The 20,829-nt window shown below is 41.8% G+C and carries 14 protein-coding genes and 1 pseudogene; all 15 read left to right on the plus strand.

Annotated elements, in window-relative coordinates; genetic code table 11:
* The first annotated feature begins 141 nt into the window (after nt 1-141).
* Nucleotides 142-2,880 (plus strand): SusC/RagA family TonB-linked outer membrane protein, encoded by a 2,739-nt coding sequence (locus QE404_RS04070; protein ID WP_307446837.1) that lies wholly within the window; start codon nt 142-144, stop codon nt 2,878-2,880.
* Nucleotides 2,881-2,885: 5 nt separating this feature from the next.
* The gene (locus QE404_RS04075; RefSeq protein ID WP_307446840.1) at nt 2,886-4,484 is read left to right on the plus strand and encodes a RagB/SusD family nutrient uptake outer membrane protein; all 1,599 of its coding nucleotides are present in this window, start codon (nt 2,886-2,888) and stop codon (nt 4,482-4,484) included.
* An 18-nt stretch (nt 4,485-4,502) separates the two neighbouring features.
* Complete coding sequence (locus tag QE404_RS04080) at nt 4,503-5,576, plus strand: SusF/SusE family outer membrane protein (RefSeq protein WP_307446843.1); 1,074 nt, start codon at nt 4,503-4,505, stop codon at nt 5,574-5,576.
* Nucleotides 5,577-5,671: 95 nt separating this feature from the next.
* Nucleotides 5,672-7,828, plus strand: coding sequence for a glycoside hydrolase family 97 protein (locus QE404_RS04085; RefSeq protein WP_307446846.1), 2,157 nt, complete (start codon nt 5,672-5,674; stop codon nt 7,826-7,828).
* A gap of 189 nt (nt 7,829-8,017) precedes the next feature.
* Entirely contained in the window at nt 8,018-8,188 is a 171-nt protein-coding gene (locus tag QE404_RS04090; RefSeq protein ID WP_307446849.1) for a hypothetical protein, read from the plus strand.
* A gap of 104 nt (nt 8,189-8,292) precedes the next feature.
* Nucleotides 8,293-9,279: pseudogene (locus QE404_RS04095) on the plus strand (bile acid:sodium symporter family protein).
* A 28-nt stretch (nt 9,280-9,307) separates the two neighbouring features.
* On the plus strand, nt 9,308-10,351 hold the full coding sequence (locus QE404_RS04100; RefSeq protein ID WP_307446852.1) for a succinylglutamate desuccinylase/aspartoacylase family protein: 1,044 nt from the start codon (nt 9,308-9,310) through the stop codon (nt 10,349-10,351).
* 10 nt (nt 10,352-10,361) lie between these two features.
* On the plus strand, nt 10,362-12,221 hold the full coding sequence (locus tag QE404_RS04105; protein ID WP_307446855.1) for a glycoside hydrolase family 13 protein: 1,860 nt from the start codon (nt 10,362-10,364) through the stop codon (nt 12,219-12,221).
* Nucleotides 12,222-12,286: 65 nt separating this feature from the next.
* A complete protein-coding gene (locus tag QE404_RS04110) occupies nt 12,287-12,802 on the plus strand; it encodes a nuclear transport factor 2 family protein (RefSeq protein WP_307446858.1) in 516 nt (171 codons plus the stop codon).
* Nucleotides 12,802-14,211, plus strand: coding sequence for an MFS transporter (locus tag QE404_RS04115; RefSeq protein ID WP_307446861.1), 1,410 nt, complete (start codon nt 12,802-12,804; stop codon nt 14,209-14,211). Before QE404_RS04110 ends, QE404_RS04115 begins: the two co-directional genes overlap by 1 nt.
* Before the next feature lie 195 nt (nt 14,212-14,406).
* Nucleotides 14,407-15,942, plus strand: a complete 1,536-nt coding sequence (locus QE404_RS04120) for a GMC oxidoreductase (RefSeq protein ID WP_307446864.1) — start codon at nt 14,407-14,409, stop codon at nt 15,940-15,942.
* A complete protein-coding gene (locus QE404_RS04125; protein WP_307446867.1) occupies nt 15,939-17,108 on the plus strand; it encodes an MFS transporter in 1,170 nt (389 codons plus the stop codon). The genes QE404_RS04120 and QE404_RS04125 overlap by 4 nt, the downstream gene beginning before the upstream one ends.
* A 112-nt stretch (nt 17,109-17,220) precedes the next feature.
* Nucleotides 17,221-17,949: a pirin family protein gene (locus tag QE404_RS04130; RefSeq protein ID WP_307446870.1), complete on the plus strand. Its 729-nt coding sequence runs from the start codon at nt 17,221-17,223 to the stop codon at nt 17,947-17,949.
* A gap of 271 nt (nt 17,950-18,220) precedes the next feature.
* Entirely contained in the window at nt 18,221-19,129 is a 909-nt protein-coding gene (ilvE, locus tag QE404_RS04135) for a branched-chain-amino-acid transaminase (protein ID WP_307446872.1), read from the plus strand.
* Nucleotides 19,122-20,807 carry a dihydroxy-acid dehydratase gene (gene ilvD / locus QE404_RS04140; protein WP_307446875.1) on the plus strand — a complete coding sequence of 562 codons (1,686 nt, stop codon included), beginning with the start codon at nt 19,122-19,124 and terminating at the stop codon, nt 20,805-20,807. Before ilvE ends, ilvD begins: the two co-directional genes overlap by 8 nt.
* Nucleotides 20,808-20,829 lie beyond the last annotated feature (22 nt).

Consider the following 20,829-nt stretch of genomic DNA (forward strand, 5'->3'; position numbering starts at 1 on the left):
ATATATTAATGTATCAGAACCTGTTAAATATATACAAAATTAACTTAATTTAAAATAAAATTACCATCGTTAACTTTTTTTTATAAATTGCAAAAGCTTTAGCTTTTATAAAAGAAGAATAAACTATATAAAAAAGATATTGTGAAAAAATTTACAACAGTATTAAAAATTGCTCCGGCATTTTTACTCGCCGGTACAATGGTCCATGCACAAACAAAGGACTCAGCTACAAAAGAGAAAAAAATTGAAGAGGTAGTATTGATTGGGTACGGGCGGCAGAAGAAAACTGATTTAACGGGTTCTATTACTTCCGTATCTTCCAAAGATTTTAATGCCGGGTCTTCTACAGCAGATCAGTTAATTGTCGGAAAAACGCCGGGTGTACAAATTACCGGGAATAGCGGAGCTCCAGGAGCCGGATCTACCATCAGGGTGAGAGGTGGTTCATCATTTATTAATAACGATCCTTTGATAGTTATTGACGGAGTACCCATTGATTTCAATAGTTTAAGCGGTGCAACAAATCCTTTATCCCTTATTAACCCTAACGATATTGAAACATTTGATATCCTAAAGGATGCATCTTCTGCAGCAATATACGGAAACAGAGCTTCCAATGGTGTTATTTTGATTACAACTAAAAAAGGTTCATCAGGAAAATTCAGAGTAAATTTTAATACCAATTTCTCTGTTTCTACCAAAATGGGAAATGTTGATGTGCTTAATGCAGGGCAATTCAGAGATTTTGTTAATACATACGGTACTGCGCAGCAAAAATCTTATTTAGGCTCTGCTGATACAAACTGGCAGGATCTGATTTATCAACAGGCTTGGGGAACCGATAATAATGTAGCTTTTTCGGGTGGTGTGAAAGGTTTGCCTTACAGAGTCTCTTTAGGCTATAATGAGCAAAATGGTATTGTAAGAACCAATGAATTTAGAAGAACGTCCTTAGGTCTAAACTTTTCTCCAAAATTTTTTGATAACCACTTAACTGTTAATGGTAATTTCAAAGGTACCTTCACTGAAAACAGATTTCCTGATGGAGGAGCGATAGGTGCTTCCATTTATTTTGACCCTACACAACCTGTATATTCAGGAAATTCAAACTATGGAGGATATTATGAATGGCTGGATGCTTCGAATTCTGCAACAGGATTAAATGTTAACGGAACAAGAAATCCATTAGGGTTATTGTACAGTAAGAGAGATTTATCTTCCGTATTCAGAGTTATTCCCAGTTTGCAATTAGACTATAAGTTTCATTTTTTACCTGATTTAAGATTAAATATAACAGGGTCTTATGATTATGCAAAAAGTGATGGTTCAGTTAATGTTTCCAGAAATTTTGCTCAGGGAATTGGTACTTTGGGATCCTACCGTTCTTATTCTCAGGAAATAAAAAGTAAATTGTTCGAGTCCTATTTGAATTATGTAAAAAACATCAATGCAATTAATACTACTGTAGATATCATTGGTGGATATTCTTATCAGGATACGCGATCCATTACTCCTGAGGCACCCACATATTATGGGAATGGACAGAAAACCGACTTTTCAACACCGGGTGATACTCAGAGAACTTTAGTCTCTTTTTATGCAAGGGGTATATTCACTATTGCTGACCGATATGTGATCAATGCATCAGTAAGAAGGGACGGATCTTCCACATTCTGGAACGGAACAGATAAAAATAATTTATGGGGCAACTTTCCGGCGGTGTCCCTTGCATGGAAAATTAATGAGGAAAGCTTCCTGAAGAATATTAACACCATCAATTCTTTGAAGTTAAGAGCTGGCTGGGGAAAAACGGGACAACAGGAAACAGGTAATTTTTATCCTGCTTTCGGATCTTATTCTTATAGTAACAGCAGTACTTCACAGTACCAATTCGGAAGTAATTTTTATACTTTGCTTCGTCCTGATGTATATAATCCAAATTTGGTTTGGGAAACAACTACTACAAAGAATATAGGTCTTGATTTTGGTATCCTGAACAATAGAATTAGCGGTTCAGTTGACCTATTTGATAAAAAGTCTGAAAACTTGATTGCCAGAGTACCTACTTGGGCCGGAGATTTAAATAACTTCAATGTTAAAAATGTAGGTGTAATAGAAAATAAAGGTATTGAAGCCAGTTTGAATTTTGTTCCGGTAAAAAATGAAAATCTTACCTGGGACGTAAATGTAAATGCCACTAAATTTAATCCTAAAGTTACCAGTCTTTCACAATATGTGGATTCTTCTTACAAAATTCCTGTAGGATCTATCTCAGGTATTAATAACTATATCCAAGCCATTAGTGTAGGTCAGCCGTTGAATGCATTTTATGTCTATCAACAGGTGTATGATGCTAATGGAAAAGCACTGGAAGGTGCTTATATAGATAGAAATGGGGATGGGAAAATTACAGAAGATGATAAATATTTTTATAAATCTCCGACGCCTGATGTAATTTTAGGTTTTTCAACTAAAGTCAACTATAAAAAGTGGGAAATCTCCACATCATTAAGAGCTGTACTGGGTAATTATGTTTATAACAATTCAGCTTCCAACAGTTCTATAGCTAATATTCAGGCCAATAACTTTTTGAGCAATACCAATACAAGTATTCTAAATACTCAATTTGCCACGACACAACTATTCTCCGATATGTTTATTGAAGATGCATCATTCCTGAGAATGGATAATTTCAGCGTTGCATATAATGCAGGAGAGTTTATGGGTAAAGGGACCAATTTAAGAGTCAATGCAATGTCTCAGAATGTATTTGTAATTACTAAATATAAAGGGGTAGACCCTGAGGTTTTCGGAGGAATTGATAATGGATTCTATCAGAGACCAAAGGTGTATTCAGTAGGCTTTAACTTCCAATTTTAATCAAAATGAAAAATAGATATTTATATAAAAAAATAATTTTGGGAACTATTACATTAGGAACCCTTATTTCTACAGCCTCTTGTACAAAGGATCTTGAAAGAGAACCTTCTTTAGGGCTTACTTCTGCTGTTCTCTATAAAGATTTCAATAATTATAAACCGGCATTGGCTAAAATTTATGCAGGTTTGGCAATTGGTGGGCAGGGAGACCAAAACAATGGTGATGCCAATACCGATATTGGAGGTATTGATGGAGGATTTTCAAACTATCTCCGTCAGATTTATAGTACACAGGTACTTACGACTGATGAAGCAGTAATAGCATGGGCAGATGCAGGATTACCTGAAATGCATAATATGACCTGGAATTCATCCAATCCTTTTATTGCTGCAATTTATTACAGAATATTCAATGTGATTGCTATAAGTAATGAATTTATTAAAAATACGACTGATGAAAAATTATCATCAAATGGTATTTCCGGAAACAATCTTACAGAAGCTAAATATATGAGAGCCGAGGCACGTTTTCTGAGAGCGCAGTCCTATTACCATGCTTTGGATCTGTTTGGAAATGTACCTTATGTACTCGAAACGACCGATATTATCAGCAATCCTCCTCCTAGGATTGCAAGAGCGGAACTATTTAAGTTTGTTGAATCTGAACTTTTAGCATGTGCTAATGAATTAAAAGATGCAAGAACAAATGAATACGGAAGAGCAGACAAAGCTGCTGCCTGGGCGTTATTAGCGAGATTATATCTGAATGCTCAGACCTATACCGGGACAGGCAGATATACAGATTGTATAACTTACTGTAATAAAGTTATTAGCTCTGGGTACTCATTAAAATCAAATTATGGTTCATTATTTATGGCGGATAATAATGTGAATAATCCTGAAGTTATTTTGTCAGTTAATTATGATGGGACCAGTACAAAAACCTACGGAGGCTCAACTTTCATGGTACATGCAGCAGTAGGAGGCTCTATGCCAGCTTCTCAGTTTGGTATTAACGGAGGCTGGGGTGGTCTTAGAACTACCAAATCCTTCGTTAATTTATTCTCAGGTTCACCTAATGATCAAAGAGGAAATTTCTATACGAATGGTCAGAACCTCGAAATTAATACCATCAGTTCTTTTAATGACGGATATGCATTCATTAAATACAAGAATATAAAATATTCTAACAATGCTCCAGGTTCAGATCCTTCAGGTAATTTTGTGGATGCAGACATTCCTTTATATCGTTTGGCTGATATCTACTTAATGTATGGAGAAGCTGTTTCCAGAGGTGGATCTGGCGGAGATCTTACCACTGCTTTAGGATACGTCAATGCATTGCGGGCAAGAGCTGGCGCGAATACTGTTTCTTCTGTTAATACTGATTTTTTCTTGGATGAAAGAGCGAGAGAATTATCTTGGGAAGGAACAAGGAGAACGGATCTTATCAGATATGGTAAATTTACTTCCGGATCATACCTGTGGCCTTGGAAAGGTGGCGTAAAAGAAGGTAAAGCAGTCGAAGATTACAGAAATCTATTCCCGTTACCTGCTAACGACATCGTAGCCAATCCTAATCTAGTTCAAAATCCTGGTTATTAATTTTGAAAACATCTTAAAATGAAACATTTATTTAAAATATTAATTATTGCTGTACTAGGTTTTTTTGTCATTTCATGTGAAAAAGATGAAGATCAGGCGGTAATTACTGAAACAACCAAAAGTAATATCTCTGCAGATAAGACAACACTTGTTTTAGATAAAAATAATGAGGATAATATTGCATTAAATATTACATGGAATAAATCGGCTTTTGATTTGCCTGTAGTTTCAAGTCAGCAACTGCAATTTGCAGTTAAAGGTAAAAATTTTGTGGGAGCTACAGCTATGGATGCTGTGACATCGCCTATAACATTTACCAATAAACAACTTAACAGTATGGCTTTAAGTTTTGGAGGAAGCCCGGATGTTGTTATTGAGCTTGAAGTTAGGTTAAAAACTTTAATTGGAGCTGCTGCTTTCTACTCTAATGTAACAACCTTAAAGATTACGCCTTACATCTTAGGACCTGTGTACAATTTCACAGACCTCTACCTCATCGGTGATGCTACAGCAGGAGCGTGGGATAATGTTGCAAGCAATACCAAAATCTATCCGCTTGTGAAGACTACCACAGCTGGCATCTATACCTATACAGGATATTTTGCACAGGGAGGATTTAAAATCATAAAAACCCCTGGAAGCTGGGCTACCCAATATGGTTCGGGAAGTTCAGCAGGAGTGCTGGACACCAGCGGAGGTTCAGGGAATATTTCAGTGGCTGCAGCAGGATATTACAAACTTACGGTAAACACCTCTGCGCTTACATATACTTTTGTGCCGGTTGCAACACCAACGGCTACATACACTGCGATTTCCATGATCGGGCCTGCAGCAGGAGGATGGAGTACAGATCTTGATCTTCAGAAATCTACTTTTGATCCGCACGTATGGACCAGGAAAAACGTAATGCTGAGTTCAGGAGAATTTAAATTCAGAGCCAATCATGACTGGGGAACCAGCTGGGGGGTAGCTCAGGAATTTTTCGGGACAGCTGCGTTAGGTGGAGCTAACATCCCTTTAACCACAACATTCCATTACGATGTTTATTTTAATGATGCTACAGGGGACTACACTCTGATCCCGGTGAATTAATATAAATATAAATAATAAGTAACATAGAATACTTAGGGAAAAGTGTTGCTTTTCGGCAGCACTTTCTCTATTTTTAAAGCGTATAAATAGTCATTATGAAGAAAATTACGATGGGAGCAGTATTGTTCTCGATGATGTTTGCAGGCGTTAATGCCCAGACTTTACAGTCGCCTGACGGGAAGTTTGAAATGAACTTTCAGCTGAAGCAAGGGGTACCGTATTACAACCTGAAATACAACGGAGCAGTGGTAGTAGAAGACTCAAAGCTGGGGCTGAGGTTATTCAAAGATACCGCCATTAAGTTTGCTTCTGAAATTGCCAAGCCTGAAGATGCAAAATTCGACCTGAACAATGGTTTCACCAAAAAAGCTGAGAACAGGGATTCCAAAAATGAAACCTGGCAGCCGGTACTGGGTGAGAAGAAAAGTTATATCAACCATTATAATGAATTGGCGGTAACCCTTCACCAGGATGCTACTGATAGGGATATAGTGTTAAAATTCAGACTGTTTAATGACGGATTGGGCTTCAGGTATGAATTCCCGCAGCAGAAGAATCTTAATTATTTTGTGATCCGTGAAGAAGATTCAGAAATTGATTTCCCGACTGATATGAAAGCCTGGTGGATCGCAGCCGACTATGATTCCCAGGAATACCAGCCGCAGACCACAAAAATTTCTGAAATTCCGGCAAGATGGCCGAATTCATTTGACAGCAATGCATCACAGCAGATGGTTCAGAATGCGGTACAATCGCCGCTGATGCTTAAAAAGGAAGGTAAAGATCCGCTATACGTCAATCTGGGAGAAGCTGCCGTTTTGGATTATCCTGCTTCCAACCTTGAAGTAGATGCCGTGAATTTCAAATTCAAAACCCATCTGACACCGGACAGACAAGGTGCGAAAGGCTACATGCAGACTTCAACCGTATCACCGTGGAGAACCATTATCGTCTCTCCGAAAGCAGAAGAAGTACTGGCTTCCAAAATGATGTTCAACCTGAACGAACCGACAAAATATAAGGATACTTCTTACATCCATCCGACAAAATACATGGGTGTATGGTGGGAAATGATCATTGGAAAATCACAGTGGGCGTATTCCACGGCAGAAAACGTACATATCGGAGAAACCGACTTCAGCAAACTGACACCAAACGGGAAGCATGCTGCCAACAATACAAAGGTGAAAGAATACATTGACTTCGCCGCAGCCAACGGCTTCGGAGGTCTTCTGATCGAAGGCTGGAATATAGGTTGGGAAGATTGGTTCGGACACTCTAAGGAATTCGTTTTCGATTTCATCACGCCGTATCCTGATTTCGATCTTAAAATGCTGAATGATTATGCTCATTCCAAAGGCATCAAGCTGATCATGCACCACGAAACCTCAGGCTCAGCAACCAATTATGAACGATGGGCAGACAAAGCCTTCAAACTGATGAATGATTACGGCTACGATGCTGTAAAAACCGGGTATGTAGGCGACATCATCCCAAGAGGGGAACACCATTATTCACAGTGGACCATTAACCACTTCTACAGGATTGCCCAAAAAGCAAATGAATATAAGATCATGGTGAATTCCCATGAGTCCGTTCGTCCTGGAGGGGAAAGCAGGACATATCCAAACTGGATTTCAGCGGAAGCCGCCAGAGGAACCGAGTTCGAGGCTTTTGCCGGAAACAATCCGGACCACCAGACTATCCTTCCGTTTACCCGATGGATGGGCGGACCAATGGACTATACACCTGGAATTTTCCAGACGAAACTGGATTATTATTTCCCTGGAGACAAACGTTTTGTAAAGACCACCCTTGCCAAACAGCTGGCTTTGTATGTGGTGATGTATATGCCGCTTCAAATGGCCGCAGACCTACCGGAGAATTATCAGAAGCATATGGATGCTTTCCAATTCATCAAAGACGTAGCCGCAGACTGGGATGATACGAAAATCTTGTCAGCTGAACCTGGGGATTATATCATTACAGCCAGAAAGGCAAAAGGCACGGAGAATTGGTTTGTAGGTGGGATTACCGATGAGAACAAACGTGATTACACCGTTGATTTCTCATTCCTGGACAAAGGCAGGAAATATGAGGTGACAGTATATGAAGACGGTAAGGATGCAGACTACATCAACAATCCACAAAGCTATAATATTTACAAAAAGGCAGTAACGAGCAAATCTAAAATTAAGGTCAATATGGCCAGAAGTGGTGGTTTTGCAATCTCTGTAAAGCCTGTACAATAAATAAAAGCTGACGAAAAGAACTAATTTCAAAAGCTGATGGCTGCTCTCCGCTCTTATTCCTATCTTCAGGTTTATTCTCATTCTGAATAATACCTACAGGGGTTAGAGCGGAGAGATTTTTATTAGATAGATAGGAAGCTGTTTTAAAAATCTAATTTCAGCATTTCGTATTCCTAATCAAAATATGAAATGAAATATGTTTTAGCCTTTATCTCATTACTGATTTCTTACAGTAAGATGATGAATATTCCGGACAACGAAATTCTGAAACGGTTCAATGTTTTTCTGGATTTTCAGCATAACGCAGTCTATCTCAAACCCAATAAATTATTTAATGACAGCTATATTGAAAAAGAATAATAATAGGCTGTAGAATTAATATTTCATAACTTTATGATCCTTGAAGGCTTTATTCCTTTAAGGATTTTTGTTTTAATGATTTTATCCCGGATATATTAAAGATGATGACCCGACTTTTTAACAAACAGAACGTATTTCTGTTCCTGCTGATCATGATGGTGGTTCTGGCAAGATTTTTCCCGTTTCTGGAATCTTACAACAGATATTTTAACCTTTCAGGCTTCATAGACTGGGGAATTGCAGGGATATTCCTGCTTTACGGCCTTAAACTGAACCTGAAGGAAGTGGTGAAGGACATTGCCAACTGGAAGCTGCACCTCCTTATCCAGTCCGGGACTTTTATCCTGTTTCCGTTACTGGCATTGCTGTTTTACCCGCTTGTGAAAGATTCACAATACACCACCGTATGGCTGTCCGTATATTTTATGGCCTGCCTGCCTTCCACAGTTTCATCATCCGTAGTGATGGTTTCCATAGCCCGGGGAAATGTGACATCAGCTATTTTTAACGCATCCGTTTCAGGACTGATAGGTATAGTGATGACGCCTTTGCTCATGAGTTTTTTTCTTATCCCGGCAGAAGGTTCAGGCGATCAGGGAGCAATCATTCAGCAGTTACTTATAAAGGTCCTGCTGCCCATTGTCTTGGGAATTCTGCTGAATCCTGTCTTTAAAAGATAGGTAACCAGGTATTCCTCGGTCATTGCTGAATTCGACCGGCTGATTATCCTGCTGATCGTTTATGAAAGTTTTTCTACCGCCTTCTCACAGCATATTTTTGCATCGGTTCCTCCGGTAACTTTCCTTATACTGGCTTCCAGCGTGGTGTTTCTATTTTTTTCGGTATACCATATCCTAAAATATGTGGCACAGAAACTGAAATTTAAGCGGCAGGACATTATTACGGCGACCTTCTGCGGATCCAAAAAATCTCTGGTTCATGGAAGCCTGTTCCTTTTGGTACTCGGTATTCCGGATGACCAGAAAGTGCTTTTTCTGCTCCCGGTAATGATTTACCATAGCTTTCAGCTCTTTTATGTAAGCTGGCTTGCCAGCAAAATAGCAAAAAGAACTGCGGAAATTACCGCTTAAAAAAATTATTTGATTATCTTTAAACAGTATGAAAGTAAGTAAGGCGGCTGTAGTGTCTATGTTGGCTCTGGCTTCATCGCTCTCCTCGCAACAGGTAGCGTCTGTGATGAATAGTGCGGGAAGCTTCAGGAAAGATATCATTCTTGCTGTTAAAAGCGGACAATATGATACCCACATTCCTGTTACCGTTATCAAAGGAAAAGAGAAAGGTCCCGTTTTCACTATGGTTGCCGGAATCCATGGCTATGAATATCCGCCTGTGATTGCTGTGCAGGAACTCCTTAAAGAAATCAGTTCCGATTCAGTCAGGGGGACGCTCATCATCATTCCGATCGCCAATATCGAAGCCTTTAATAAGAGGACACCATTCATCAGCCCGCTGGACAACAAGAATTTAAACAATGCCTTTCCGGGTTCACCTGAAGGTACACCTACAGACCTGATCGCCCATCTGATTACAAAAGAAGTCATCTCAAACTCCGATGTATTTCTGGATATCCACGGAGGTGATGCCAATGAAGATTTGATTCCTTTTGTGTGCTATTACAACAGGACAGACACACCGGAGCAGACCGCTGCGGCATACGAACTGTCCGTAAAGTCGCAAATACCTTATATTATTTCCTATCCTTATACCATTACTGCATCAGAACCGGCAAAATATGCCTTTAAGCAGGCCGTACAGCAGGGCATTACTGCACTGAGCATAGAAGCGGGAAAACTGGGAAATGTTCAGGAAGACCAGGTAGCCCTGATTAAAAATGCTGTTTACCGCATGCTTGAACATACCGGAAACTACATCACCAGCAAAAAAACAAAAAAGGAAACTTCAAAAGCGATCCTACTGAACCGCCAGGAATATATCCGTGTTCCACAGTCAGGAATATTCTACAGCAGCTTTAAAAGTGGCGATACCATAAAAAAGGGTGAAGTACTTGGTTTCATCACCGATGAATTCGGTCATAGAAAACAGGATATCATCGCTACTTCAGACGGAATCATCCTCTATAAAATAGGCACCCCGCCGGTTAATCAGGGAGAAACCCTGTTCTGTATCGGCTACCATCAATAAAATAAATAATATGAAAAAGATATATGTACTCTGTGCGCTTTCTGCCGCTGCTTTAGCTTTTTCCCAGACCAAGCCTCTGGAAAAAGTAGAGCCTGCATTCTGGTGGAAAGGCATGAAAAACCCAGACCTCCAGATACTGGTGTATGGAAAAGATATTGCCAACTACCAGGTTGAGCTTTCAGATGGAATTCAGATTAAGGATATTCAGAAAGTTGAAAATCCAAATTACGTCTTTGTGACCGTCAATACCAATGAAATCAACGTTCCGAAATTTAAGATCAGCCTTAAAAACGGAAGAAAAAATGTAGGTTCCTATACCTATGAGCTTAAAACGCGGAATCAGGGTTCCGCAGACCGGGAATCCTTCTCTTCCAAAGATGTGATGTACCTCATCATGCCAGACCGTTTCGCCAATGGCGATGAGAAGAATGACTCTATGCCAAATCTGACGGAAAAAGCCAACAGGAGTCTGCCAAACGGAAGACATGGCGGAGACCTGCGCGGCATTATCAATCATCTGGATTACCTACAGGATCTGGGTACAACGGCAGTTTGGCTTACCCCTGTAAATGAAGATAACGAAAAGGTATATTCATATCACGGGTATGCTCAGACCGATCTCTATAAAATCGATGGCCGGTATGGTACCAATGAGGAATACCGTGAGCTCTCCCGTGAGCTTAAAAGAAGAAATATGAAACTCGTGATGGACTATGTGACCAATCACTGGGGAATTTCCCATTGGATGATCAAAGACCTGCCTTCAAAAGACTGGATCCACTGGTTTAATGATGGGGAAAACGGATTTAAACGTTCCAATTACAAGATCACTACTCAGTTCGATAGCAATGCCGCTGAAGCGGACAAAAAAATTGCACTGGACGGATGGTTCGATACCACTATGCCGGATATCAATCAGAAAAATCCGCTGGTCCTGAAGTATCTTACCCAAAATGCCATCTGGTGGATTGAATACGCTGAATTAGGTGGCTTCCGTGTAGATACGTATCCGTATAATGATAAAGAAGCGATGGCAAAGTGGGCGAAAGCCATCACCGATGAATATCCTAAATTTAATATTGTCGGGGAAACCTGGCTAAGCAGCCCCGCCTACATTTCAGCCTGGCAGAAAGATTCCAAAACCGGGGAAGCGGCCCATTACAATTCCAACCTGCCTTCGGTAATGGATTTTATCCTGTACGGAAATATCCCAGCCGCGCTCACTGAAAAGCAGGGATGGGACACCGGCATGATGCGCCTGTATGACGGATTTACCAGCGATTTCCTCTATCCTGATATCAATAATGTACTTGTCTTCATTGAAAACCATGATACGGCACGGTGGAATGAAATCTTCAACGCAGATCCTAAAGCCTATAAAATGGCACTGACCATTCTGTCAACCGTTCGTGGGATCCCGCAGATCTACTACGGGACGGAAATAGGAATGAGAGGCGATAAAAATAAAGGCGGCGATGCAGATATCCGACGCGATTTCCCTGGAGGATGGAAGTCGGATCCTAAGAATGCGTTCTATGCTTCCGGTCAGACTCCTGAACAGAAAGAATTCCATGATTTTACCCGGAAACTGCTGAACTGGAGGAAAAATAAGGCAGTAATCCATACCGGTAAAACCAAAAATTACCTTCCGCAGGATAATACGTTCGTTTATTTCAGGTATGATGGCCGGGAGAGCGTCATGGTTGTCCTGAATAATAATGAAAAAGAACAGAAACTGGACTTAAAGCGATTTGCAGAATCACTGAACGGATTTTCAGGCGGTAAAGATATTATTTCCGGCAATGAGATTTCCTTTCAGGGTAACCTGATCATCCCTCCGAAAAGCTCCATGATCATAGAATTGAAATAATCACTAATTTGAGCAGGACCAGTTAATCCTGACAATTTTAATACAGATCCTTTATTACATTTAAAATGAAAAAAATACCCCTGATGTTTGCCTTTCTTCTGATGATGCTGAACTTTTCGGCAGTTTCAGCACAGGCAAAATATGAAAATGAAAAGACGGCGATCAGCACGATGCTCGATGGGTTTAATACCGCTGCAGCAAAGGCGGATTTCAATACCTATTTCGGCTACTTTGCTGATGAATCAACCTTTATAGGCACTGATGCTACGGAAATCTGGGACAAAAAGGCCTTTATGGTGTGGGCAAAACCATACTTCGATAAAAAGAAGACCTGGAATTTCAGCGCCCTCAAAAGAAATATTTATTTTAGCAAAGACGGAAAGCTGGCCTGGTTTGATGAACTGCTGGATACCCAGATGAAAATCTGCCGTGGTTCCGGAGTCGTGGAAAAAATCAACGGGCAGTGGAAAGTGAGGCAGTATGTCCTTTCCATGACAGTTCCCAATGAAATCGTGGATAAGGTAGTAGCAGAAAAAGCCCCTATGGAAGATGTATTAATTCAAAAACTGAAAACTAAATAATGGAACATATCGATGTATCAGGCCAGCGCTTAGCAAAAAAGAAACCTGATCTATCCATGCTTCAGATCATTAATATGAGCATGGGATTTTTGGGTATTCAGATGGCTTTCGGGCTGCAGAACGGTAATGCTAGCCGTATACTGGCCAATTTCGGGGCAGACGTCCATGAACTGTCATGGTTCTGGCTGGTTGCACCGGTTACCGGATTGATCGTTCAGCCGATTATCGGGCATATGGGAGATAATACCTGGAGCCCGCTGGGAAGGCGTAAACCCTACTTTCTGATCGGGGCAGTTTTGTGTGCCATCGGCCTGGTTATGCTCCCGAATGCAGCTTCTGCCACCCACATGATGGCAGCCAATGTATTGCTGCTGGCCGTCATATTCCTGGCCATGATGGATGCATCCATTAATGTCGCTATGGAGCCCTTCCGTGCTTTGGTGGGTGACATGCTTCCGAAACATCAGGGGACGCTTGGTTTTTCCGTACAGACAATCCTGATCGGGATCGGAGCGGTTATTGGATCCTACATGCCGGACTGGCTTACAAAACTTGGAATTTCCAATACGGCACCGGCAGGTTTCGTCGCTGATAATGTCATCTATTCATTTTATATAGGTGCGGCATTATTGCTTTTCACCATCCTGTATACCATTATCACCACAAAAGAATATTCGCCGCGGCAGTTCGCTGAATTTGCCAATGAGAACCCGGAAGCCGTTCATGTTTCTAAGTTTTCTGATATATTTAAAGACTTTTCCAATATTCCGTCTCAGATGAAGAAGCTCGGTACTGTGCAGTTCTTTTCCTGGTTTGCGCTGTTTACCATGTGGGTGTTTACCACCAGTGCACTGGCTACGCATCATTTCGGGCTTTCTCCCCAGGATACCCATTCCAAAGCTTTCAATGATGCAGGCGATCTTACCGGCAAGCTGTTCGGAATGTATAACCTTTGGGCCATTCCTTTTGCCTTCCTGCTGACACCGTTGGCAAAAGCCATCGGAAAGAAGCAGACGCATGCACTGGCATTGCTGTGTGGAGGTTTGGGGCTTATTTCCATGTTCTTTATAAAAGACACAGGCCTGCTCTGGATCTCGATGATCGGATTGGGGTTTGCTTGGGCAAGTATCCTGGCCATGCCCTATGCGATGCTTATTGAAGTGATCCCGCAGAAAAAAATGGGTGTATATATGGGGATATTTAATTTCTTCATCGTTATTCCGCAGATCGTTAACGGGATTTTCGGAGGACCGGTAGTCAGCCGTTTCTTTGGGAACTACGCAATAGATTATATCGTTGTGGGAGGAGTGTGCATGATCATCGGAGCAGTGATGACCTTGGTCTTTATTAAGCCTGATCATGAAACTCCTGAAGAGATCGGAGAGGAAATTCAGCAGGTGCATTTCTGATGTATGGGAATAGTAATTTAACCTGAAAAAGAGGGCTTGAAAAAGTTCTCTTTTTTTTATGCGGAAAACATCCGTTCTGGCCTGCTTTTAGATTCTCAGATTGCAGGAATACTTTTTACAATTAGGGATGTAATTCTTAAAGCGATCAGGTATTTCAAAACATAAATCTTAATTACAAATACCAAATTTTGAAAAATGTATGACATCATTATTATAGGAAGCGGGGCAGGAGGTGCCACCATGGCTTATGCACTTGCCGACAGCGGAAAAAAGATCCTGATTGTAGAACGGGGAGGCTATGTTCCCGTAGAAAAAGAAAACTGGGATTCCACGGAAGTATTCCAGAAGGACAGGTATACGACCACAGATCTCTGGCTGGATAAACACGGAAAAGAATTCAGGCCGGGCATGCATTACAATGTAGGGGGCAATACCAAATTTTATGGTGCGGCCCTGTTCAGATTAAGAGAAGAGGATTTTAAAGAGATCAGGCATTATGGCGGAACTTCACCGGCCTGGCCTATAGGATACGAAGACCTGAAAGACCATTACCTGGAAGCGGAAAAATTATTCTATGTCCACGGAAAAAGAGGATCAGACCCTACTGAACCTTACGATTCTGAACCTTATCCTTATGAAGCACTTCCCCACGAACCCAGGATTCAGGAAATATTTGATGAATTAAAGCAGTATGGGCTGAAGCCTTTTGAACTGCCAATCGGGGTTAATTTCACACCGCATCCCTTTATCAATGCGCCTTATACTTTAGACCGTTTCGACGGATTTCCCGATGCAGCAGAGCGAAAGGGTGATGCCCATCTCTGTTCGCTCTCCAAAGCGCTCGAACATCCGAATGTGGAACTGATGATCAATACCAAAGTTCTGAAGCTGGTCACCGACGAAGACGGGAAAAGGATTTCAGAAATTATCGTGGAAAAAGACGGAGAAACCCAAACCCTGAAAGCCGGTTATGTGGTGCTTTCTGCAGGGGCTATCAATTCTGCCGCTCTGCTTTTACAGAGCAGAAGTGAAAAATTTCCTGACGGTCTCGCCAATTCTTCCGACCAGGTGGGAAGGAATTATATGTTCCATCAGAATTCCGCACTCGTAGCCTTATATACGGAGCCTAACTATACCAAATTCGGGAAAACTTTTGGGATCAATGATTTTTACCATGCTGCCAGAGGATACGAATTCCCGTTGGGACACATTCAGATGCTCGGGAAGTCGGATGAACATCAGATCAAGGCAGATAGCCCTGTTCCGGCTCCGGGATTTACATTTGAGCTGATGGCCAAGCATGCGGTAGATTTCTGGCTCACGTCAGAGGATCTTCCGGATCCCGAAAACAGAGTAACCGTTGAAGAAAACGGGCAGATCAGGATTAGCTATACCCCAAACAATACCGAAGGACATAAGCTTCTTAAAGAAGAGCTGATCAAGGCCCTTAAGGCTTCCGGGAAATTTGATTCTTTTTTCTTTAAAGGCATCTACTTTAGTAAAGGGATGGATATCGGTTCCCCTGCACACCAGAATGGTACCACCCGGATGGGGACCGATCCACGGACTTCCGTAGTGGATCCTTATTGCAAAGCCCACGACCTGGATAATTTATACATCGTAGACGGAGGGTTTTTTGTATCCAGTGGCGCAGTGAACCCTGCACTTACGATTATTGCAATGGCATTGCGCGTAGGAAAACATATCAAAAATAATGTTTTAGCATCATGAAAACTGAAATTGTGAAAACCGGACTGATCTTTTTACTTGCTTTCCTTACCGGAGTTAATTTTGTGGTATTTCCGGCATTGGGAACAGCATTTACCGATCCTTCGGTTTTCGCTCTTTCATCTTCACAATTTGGCAGTCTCTTTCTTCCGCAGGTAGTCTGTATTATTATCTCATGCCTTTCAGCACCGTTTCTGGTGAACAGGTTCGGGCCTAAAGTCATCCTGGCAGCCGGTATTGCGCTCATGATTCTTTCAACAGGAGTTTTATGGTCATTACAATTTTTCATGCAGGATAAAAGCCTGCTCTTTCCGGTGCTTATGGTGCTGGTAGCCTTCACTGGTTCCGGATTCGGGCTTTCCATTACTACCCTCAACCCATTAGCAGCAAGCCTGTTTAAGGACAACCCTTCATCGGCGATTCTTATCCTTCAGTTTCTGGTAGGTTTGGGAACTTCCGCCTCACCACTTATGATGAGCATTGCCGGAGATGTGCATCACTGGATGTATGTCCCCGGAATTATTGTCATAGCAGTGGGCTGTTCTTTTATTGCTTTTCTGTTTATCAGCCTGCCTAAAGAAAAGTTCTTTGAGCTTCCGGCACAATTGCGGATACCGCCAAAATTATGGCTATTTTTCGGACTGATCGTTTTGTACGGATTCATTGAAGGGACTTTTGGAAGTTTCGGGACGATTATATTGAAGGGCCGCGGGCTAAGCAATTCGGAAGCCAGCCTCGGGCTGTCGCTGTTCTGGGGAGGCATAGCAGTTAACCGCCTGCTTTTCGGTATTTTTGCCAGGAAAAATGACCTGTCACTGATTTATCTGCTGTCACCTATAGGTGTCGGGGCAGGCATTGTATTGCTGCTGCTGCTGCTTTCCGGATCCGGGTGGATGCTTTCACTGATGTTCCTTACAGGCTTTTTCATGGGAAGCATATTCCCGGGAACAATAGGATGGGGTACTGTGGAATTTCCTACGCTTACCGTAATGGTGTCGGGATTTCTGATGGCAGCCAACCAGGTCGGAACCGGTATTGTAACCAATGTTTTAGGACACTTTGCAAGCCGGACCTCCTTTATTCTTTATGGACTTGCTATTCTGTCTGCGCTGATCTGTATTTGTCTTTTTCTGCTGAAAAAGAACTCTAAGATAAAAGAGGCGTTTTGATATCCGAATGAGGTTTCAAAATGCAGCGGCAGACCATAAATGATCCTTTCTTATCTTACGTCAACAGGATCTCCGAAGGCCTGATGTACTTTTGTACCATACAATAAAAGATATGAAAACAGTTTATCATAAAGCAGATTCAAGAGGCCATGCTGATCACGGATGGCTGAACAGTTACCACACCTTCAGTTTTGCCGGTTACCAGAACAGGGACAGGATGAACTTCGGTGTGTTGAGAGTATTGAATGACGATACCGTTACCCAGGGAATGGGATTCGGCACGCACCCGCACCGCGATATGGAAATCATTTCCATTCCGCTGGAAGGAGACCTTGAGCATAAAGATTCTATGGGCACAACAGCGGTGATCAGAAAAGGCGAAATCCAGGTGATGAGTGCCGGAACCGGAGTGATGCACAGCGAATATAATAAGAATAAAGACGTACCTGTTAAATTTTTGCAGATCTGGGTATTTCCCAGAGAAGTAGGTGTTCAGCCAAGATACGATCAGAAAAGCATCAGGGAAGGGGAGAAAATTAATGGTTTCCAGCAGATTCTTTCACCGGATAAAAATGATGATGGGGTATGGATTCATCAGGATGCCTGGTTCAATCTTGCTAATTTTACGAAAGGAAACGGGAAAAATTACACGCTGAACAAAAAAGGGAACGGGGTGTATGCATTTGTATTGAAAGGCAGTGCCAGAATCGGCGATAGAATTCTGAATGAAAGGGACGGGCTAGGAATCTGGGATACCCAGAGCTTCAATATTGAAGCAGTAGAGGACACAGAAATCCTGTTAATGGAAGTTCCCATGGAATTACCGGAATACCTGAAATAGAATATACTATATCCCTAACGAATGTTCGTGAAAACAAAATAAATGATAATTTATGCATTTACATATTGTTTATTTCAATATACTTCCTATATTTGTATTGAATTATACATAAAATGAACAGGATATTCAACCTTATTATTATTGTCATTATCATTATTGGAATCCAATAATGCGAGGTGGCTTATAAATAATAATGTATAAAATATTTTCAACCATCCTCGTGTGAGGATGGTTTTTTTTATGATCAGAATTTTAATCAAAACAGCAATACATGTATTACAATGAGAACAGCGTCCTCTATTTTAATGGGGAATATGTAAAGGCAGCAGAAGCAAAAACAGATTTGTACAGCCAATCCCTGCATTATGGCTATGCCGTATTTGAAGGTATAAAATCTTACAGCACCGCTCAGGGAACCAGAATTTTCAAAGCAAAAGAACATTATGAACGACTGAAAAGGTCTGCAGAGCTGATGCTGATGCCTTTTGAGTATACAGCAGACGAAATGGTGGAAATCACTTATGAGTTGCTTGAAAAAAATGGGCTGTCTAATGCTTATATCCGTCCTATCGTGGTCTGCTCACCGAATATGTCGCTGTCCAAAGGCAAAGAAAGCTATCTCGCCATTGAAGTATGGAATTGGGACAACGGTTACCTGGCCAATCAGATGAATGTAATGACTTCCTCTTTTGAAAGGCCGAATCCCAAAGCTTTTAAGGTAGAGGCTAAAGTAAGCGGGCATTACGTGAATTCTATCCTGGCCTGTCAGGAAGCCAAAGACAAAGGCTTTGATGAAGCGGTGGTACTGGATCATCAGGGTTTTGTTGCGGAAAGTTCCGGTGCCAACGTATTTTACGAAAAGGACGGAGTCCTTTATACACCTCCGAAAGGAAGTATCCTGCCAGGAATTACCCGGGCAACAGTATTTGAAATCTGCGACGCACTGGGAATTCCTTATACAGAAAAACTCTTCACTCCTGAGGAAATGAGAGGATCCGATGCCGCATTTTTCTGTGGTACCGCAGCTGAAATCGTTGCTCTGGGATCCATGGACAGCGTGCCTTTCTCTTTGCCGTGGGAAGACACCCTTTCGTCAGTAGTTCAGAAAGCTTACAGGCATCTCGTAGTGGAAGAAGACTATACTTATTTAAAATCACAACTAAAATTGAAATATGCCTGATTCAGCATTAAATAAATATTCGAGGACCCTTACCCAGGATCCTACCCAGCCGGCAACTCAGGCACAGTATTACGCGATCGGATTTACCGATAAGGATTTTGACAAGGCTCAGGTAGGGATCGCAAGCATGGGTTATGACGGTAATCCGTGCAATATGCACTTAAACAGTTTGGCGGAACTGGTAAAACAAGGGGTAAAAAAAGAAAACCTTATGGGGCTTATGTTCCATACGATCGGGATCAGTGACGGGATGACCAACGGAACAGACGGCATGCGTTATTCACTTGTCAGCAGGGATATTATTGCCGACAGTATAGAAACGGTATGTGCCGGGCAGTATTACGATGCCCTGATCACCGTTCCCGGATGCGATAAGAATATGCCGGGCTCGCTGATCGCTATGGCACGACTGAACCGCCCCTCAATTATGGTATACGGCGGAAGCATAGAAGCAGGGCATTATAAAGGAGAGGACCTGAATATTGTATCTGCTTTTGAAGCCCTGGGAAATAAACTTGCCGGCAAACTTTCGGATACGGATTATAAAGGGATCATACAGCATGCTTGTCCGGGTGCGGGTGCCTGCGGAGGAATGTATACGGCGAATACCATGGCTTCTGCCATCGAAGCTTTAGGAATGAGCCTCCCGTATTCTTCTTCCTATCCTGCGTTGAGCAGGGAAAAAAAGGAAGAATGTTCGTACGCAGGGCATTATATCAAAAACCTGTTGGAGAAAGATATCAAACCATCAGACATCATGACGCCGAAAGCTTTTGAGAACGCATTGAGGCTTATTATGGTACTCGGAGGAAGCACCAATGCTGTACTGCATTTTCTGGCTATTGCCAAAAGCATCGGTGTAGAACTTACGATTGACGACTTCCAGAAGATCAGTGACGAAACGCCGCTTCTTGCAGACCTGAAGCCGAGCGGGAGATACCTGATGCCGGATCTGCATATGGTAGGCGGAGTTCCGGCAGTAATGAGATACCTGCTGGACCTGGGCATGCTTCACGGAGACTGTATGACCGTTACCGGCAAAACCGTTGCCGAAAACCTGGAATTGGTAACATCAGTAATAGAAAGGGAACAGGACATCATCAGGGATATTAACAATCCCATAAAAGATACCGGCCACATCAGGATCATGTACGGAAACCTTGCTGAAAAAGGCTGTGTAGCTAAAATTACCGGTAAGGAAGGCCGGTTTTTCAGAGGGCCTGCCGTTGTCTTTGACGGCGAAAAACAATTCATTAAGGGAATTGAAGAAAAGAAAGTGAAGGAAGGCAATGTGGTGGTGATTAAAAATGAAGGACCAAAAGGAGCACCAGGCATGCCGGAAATGCTGAAGCCGACTTCCGCCTTAATGGGATCAGGGTTAGGGAAAAATGTAGCCCTGATTACAGACGGAAGATTTTCCGGAGGCACGCATGGATTTGTGGTAGGGCATATCACTCCTGAATCCTTTGACGGAGGGCTCATCGGACTGGTAAAAGAAGGAGATATCATAGAAATTGATGCCGAGAAGAATACCATCAACCTCATGGTTCCCGAGGAAGAAATTGCGGAAAGAAAAGCCGCTTTTGTACAGCCTGATTATAAAGTGAAATACGGAGTGCTTTATAAATATGCAAAATCCGTAGCGGATGCTTCACAGGGATGTGTAACCGATCTTTAAATAGAAAAACTAAACAGAATAT

This window comes from Chryseobacterium camelliae (assembly GCF_030818575.1).
Taxonomy (GTDB): Bacteria; Bacteroidota; Bacteroidia; order Flavobacteriales; family Weeksellaceae; genus Chryseobacterium; species Chryseobacterium camelliae_A.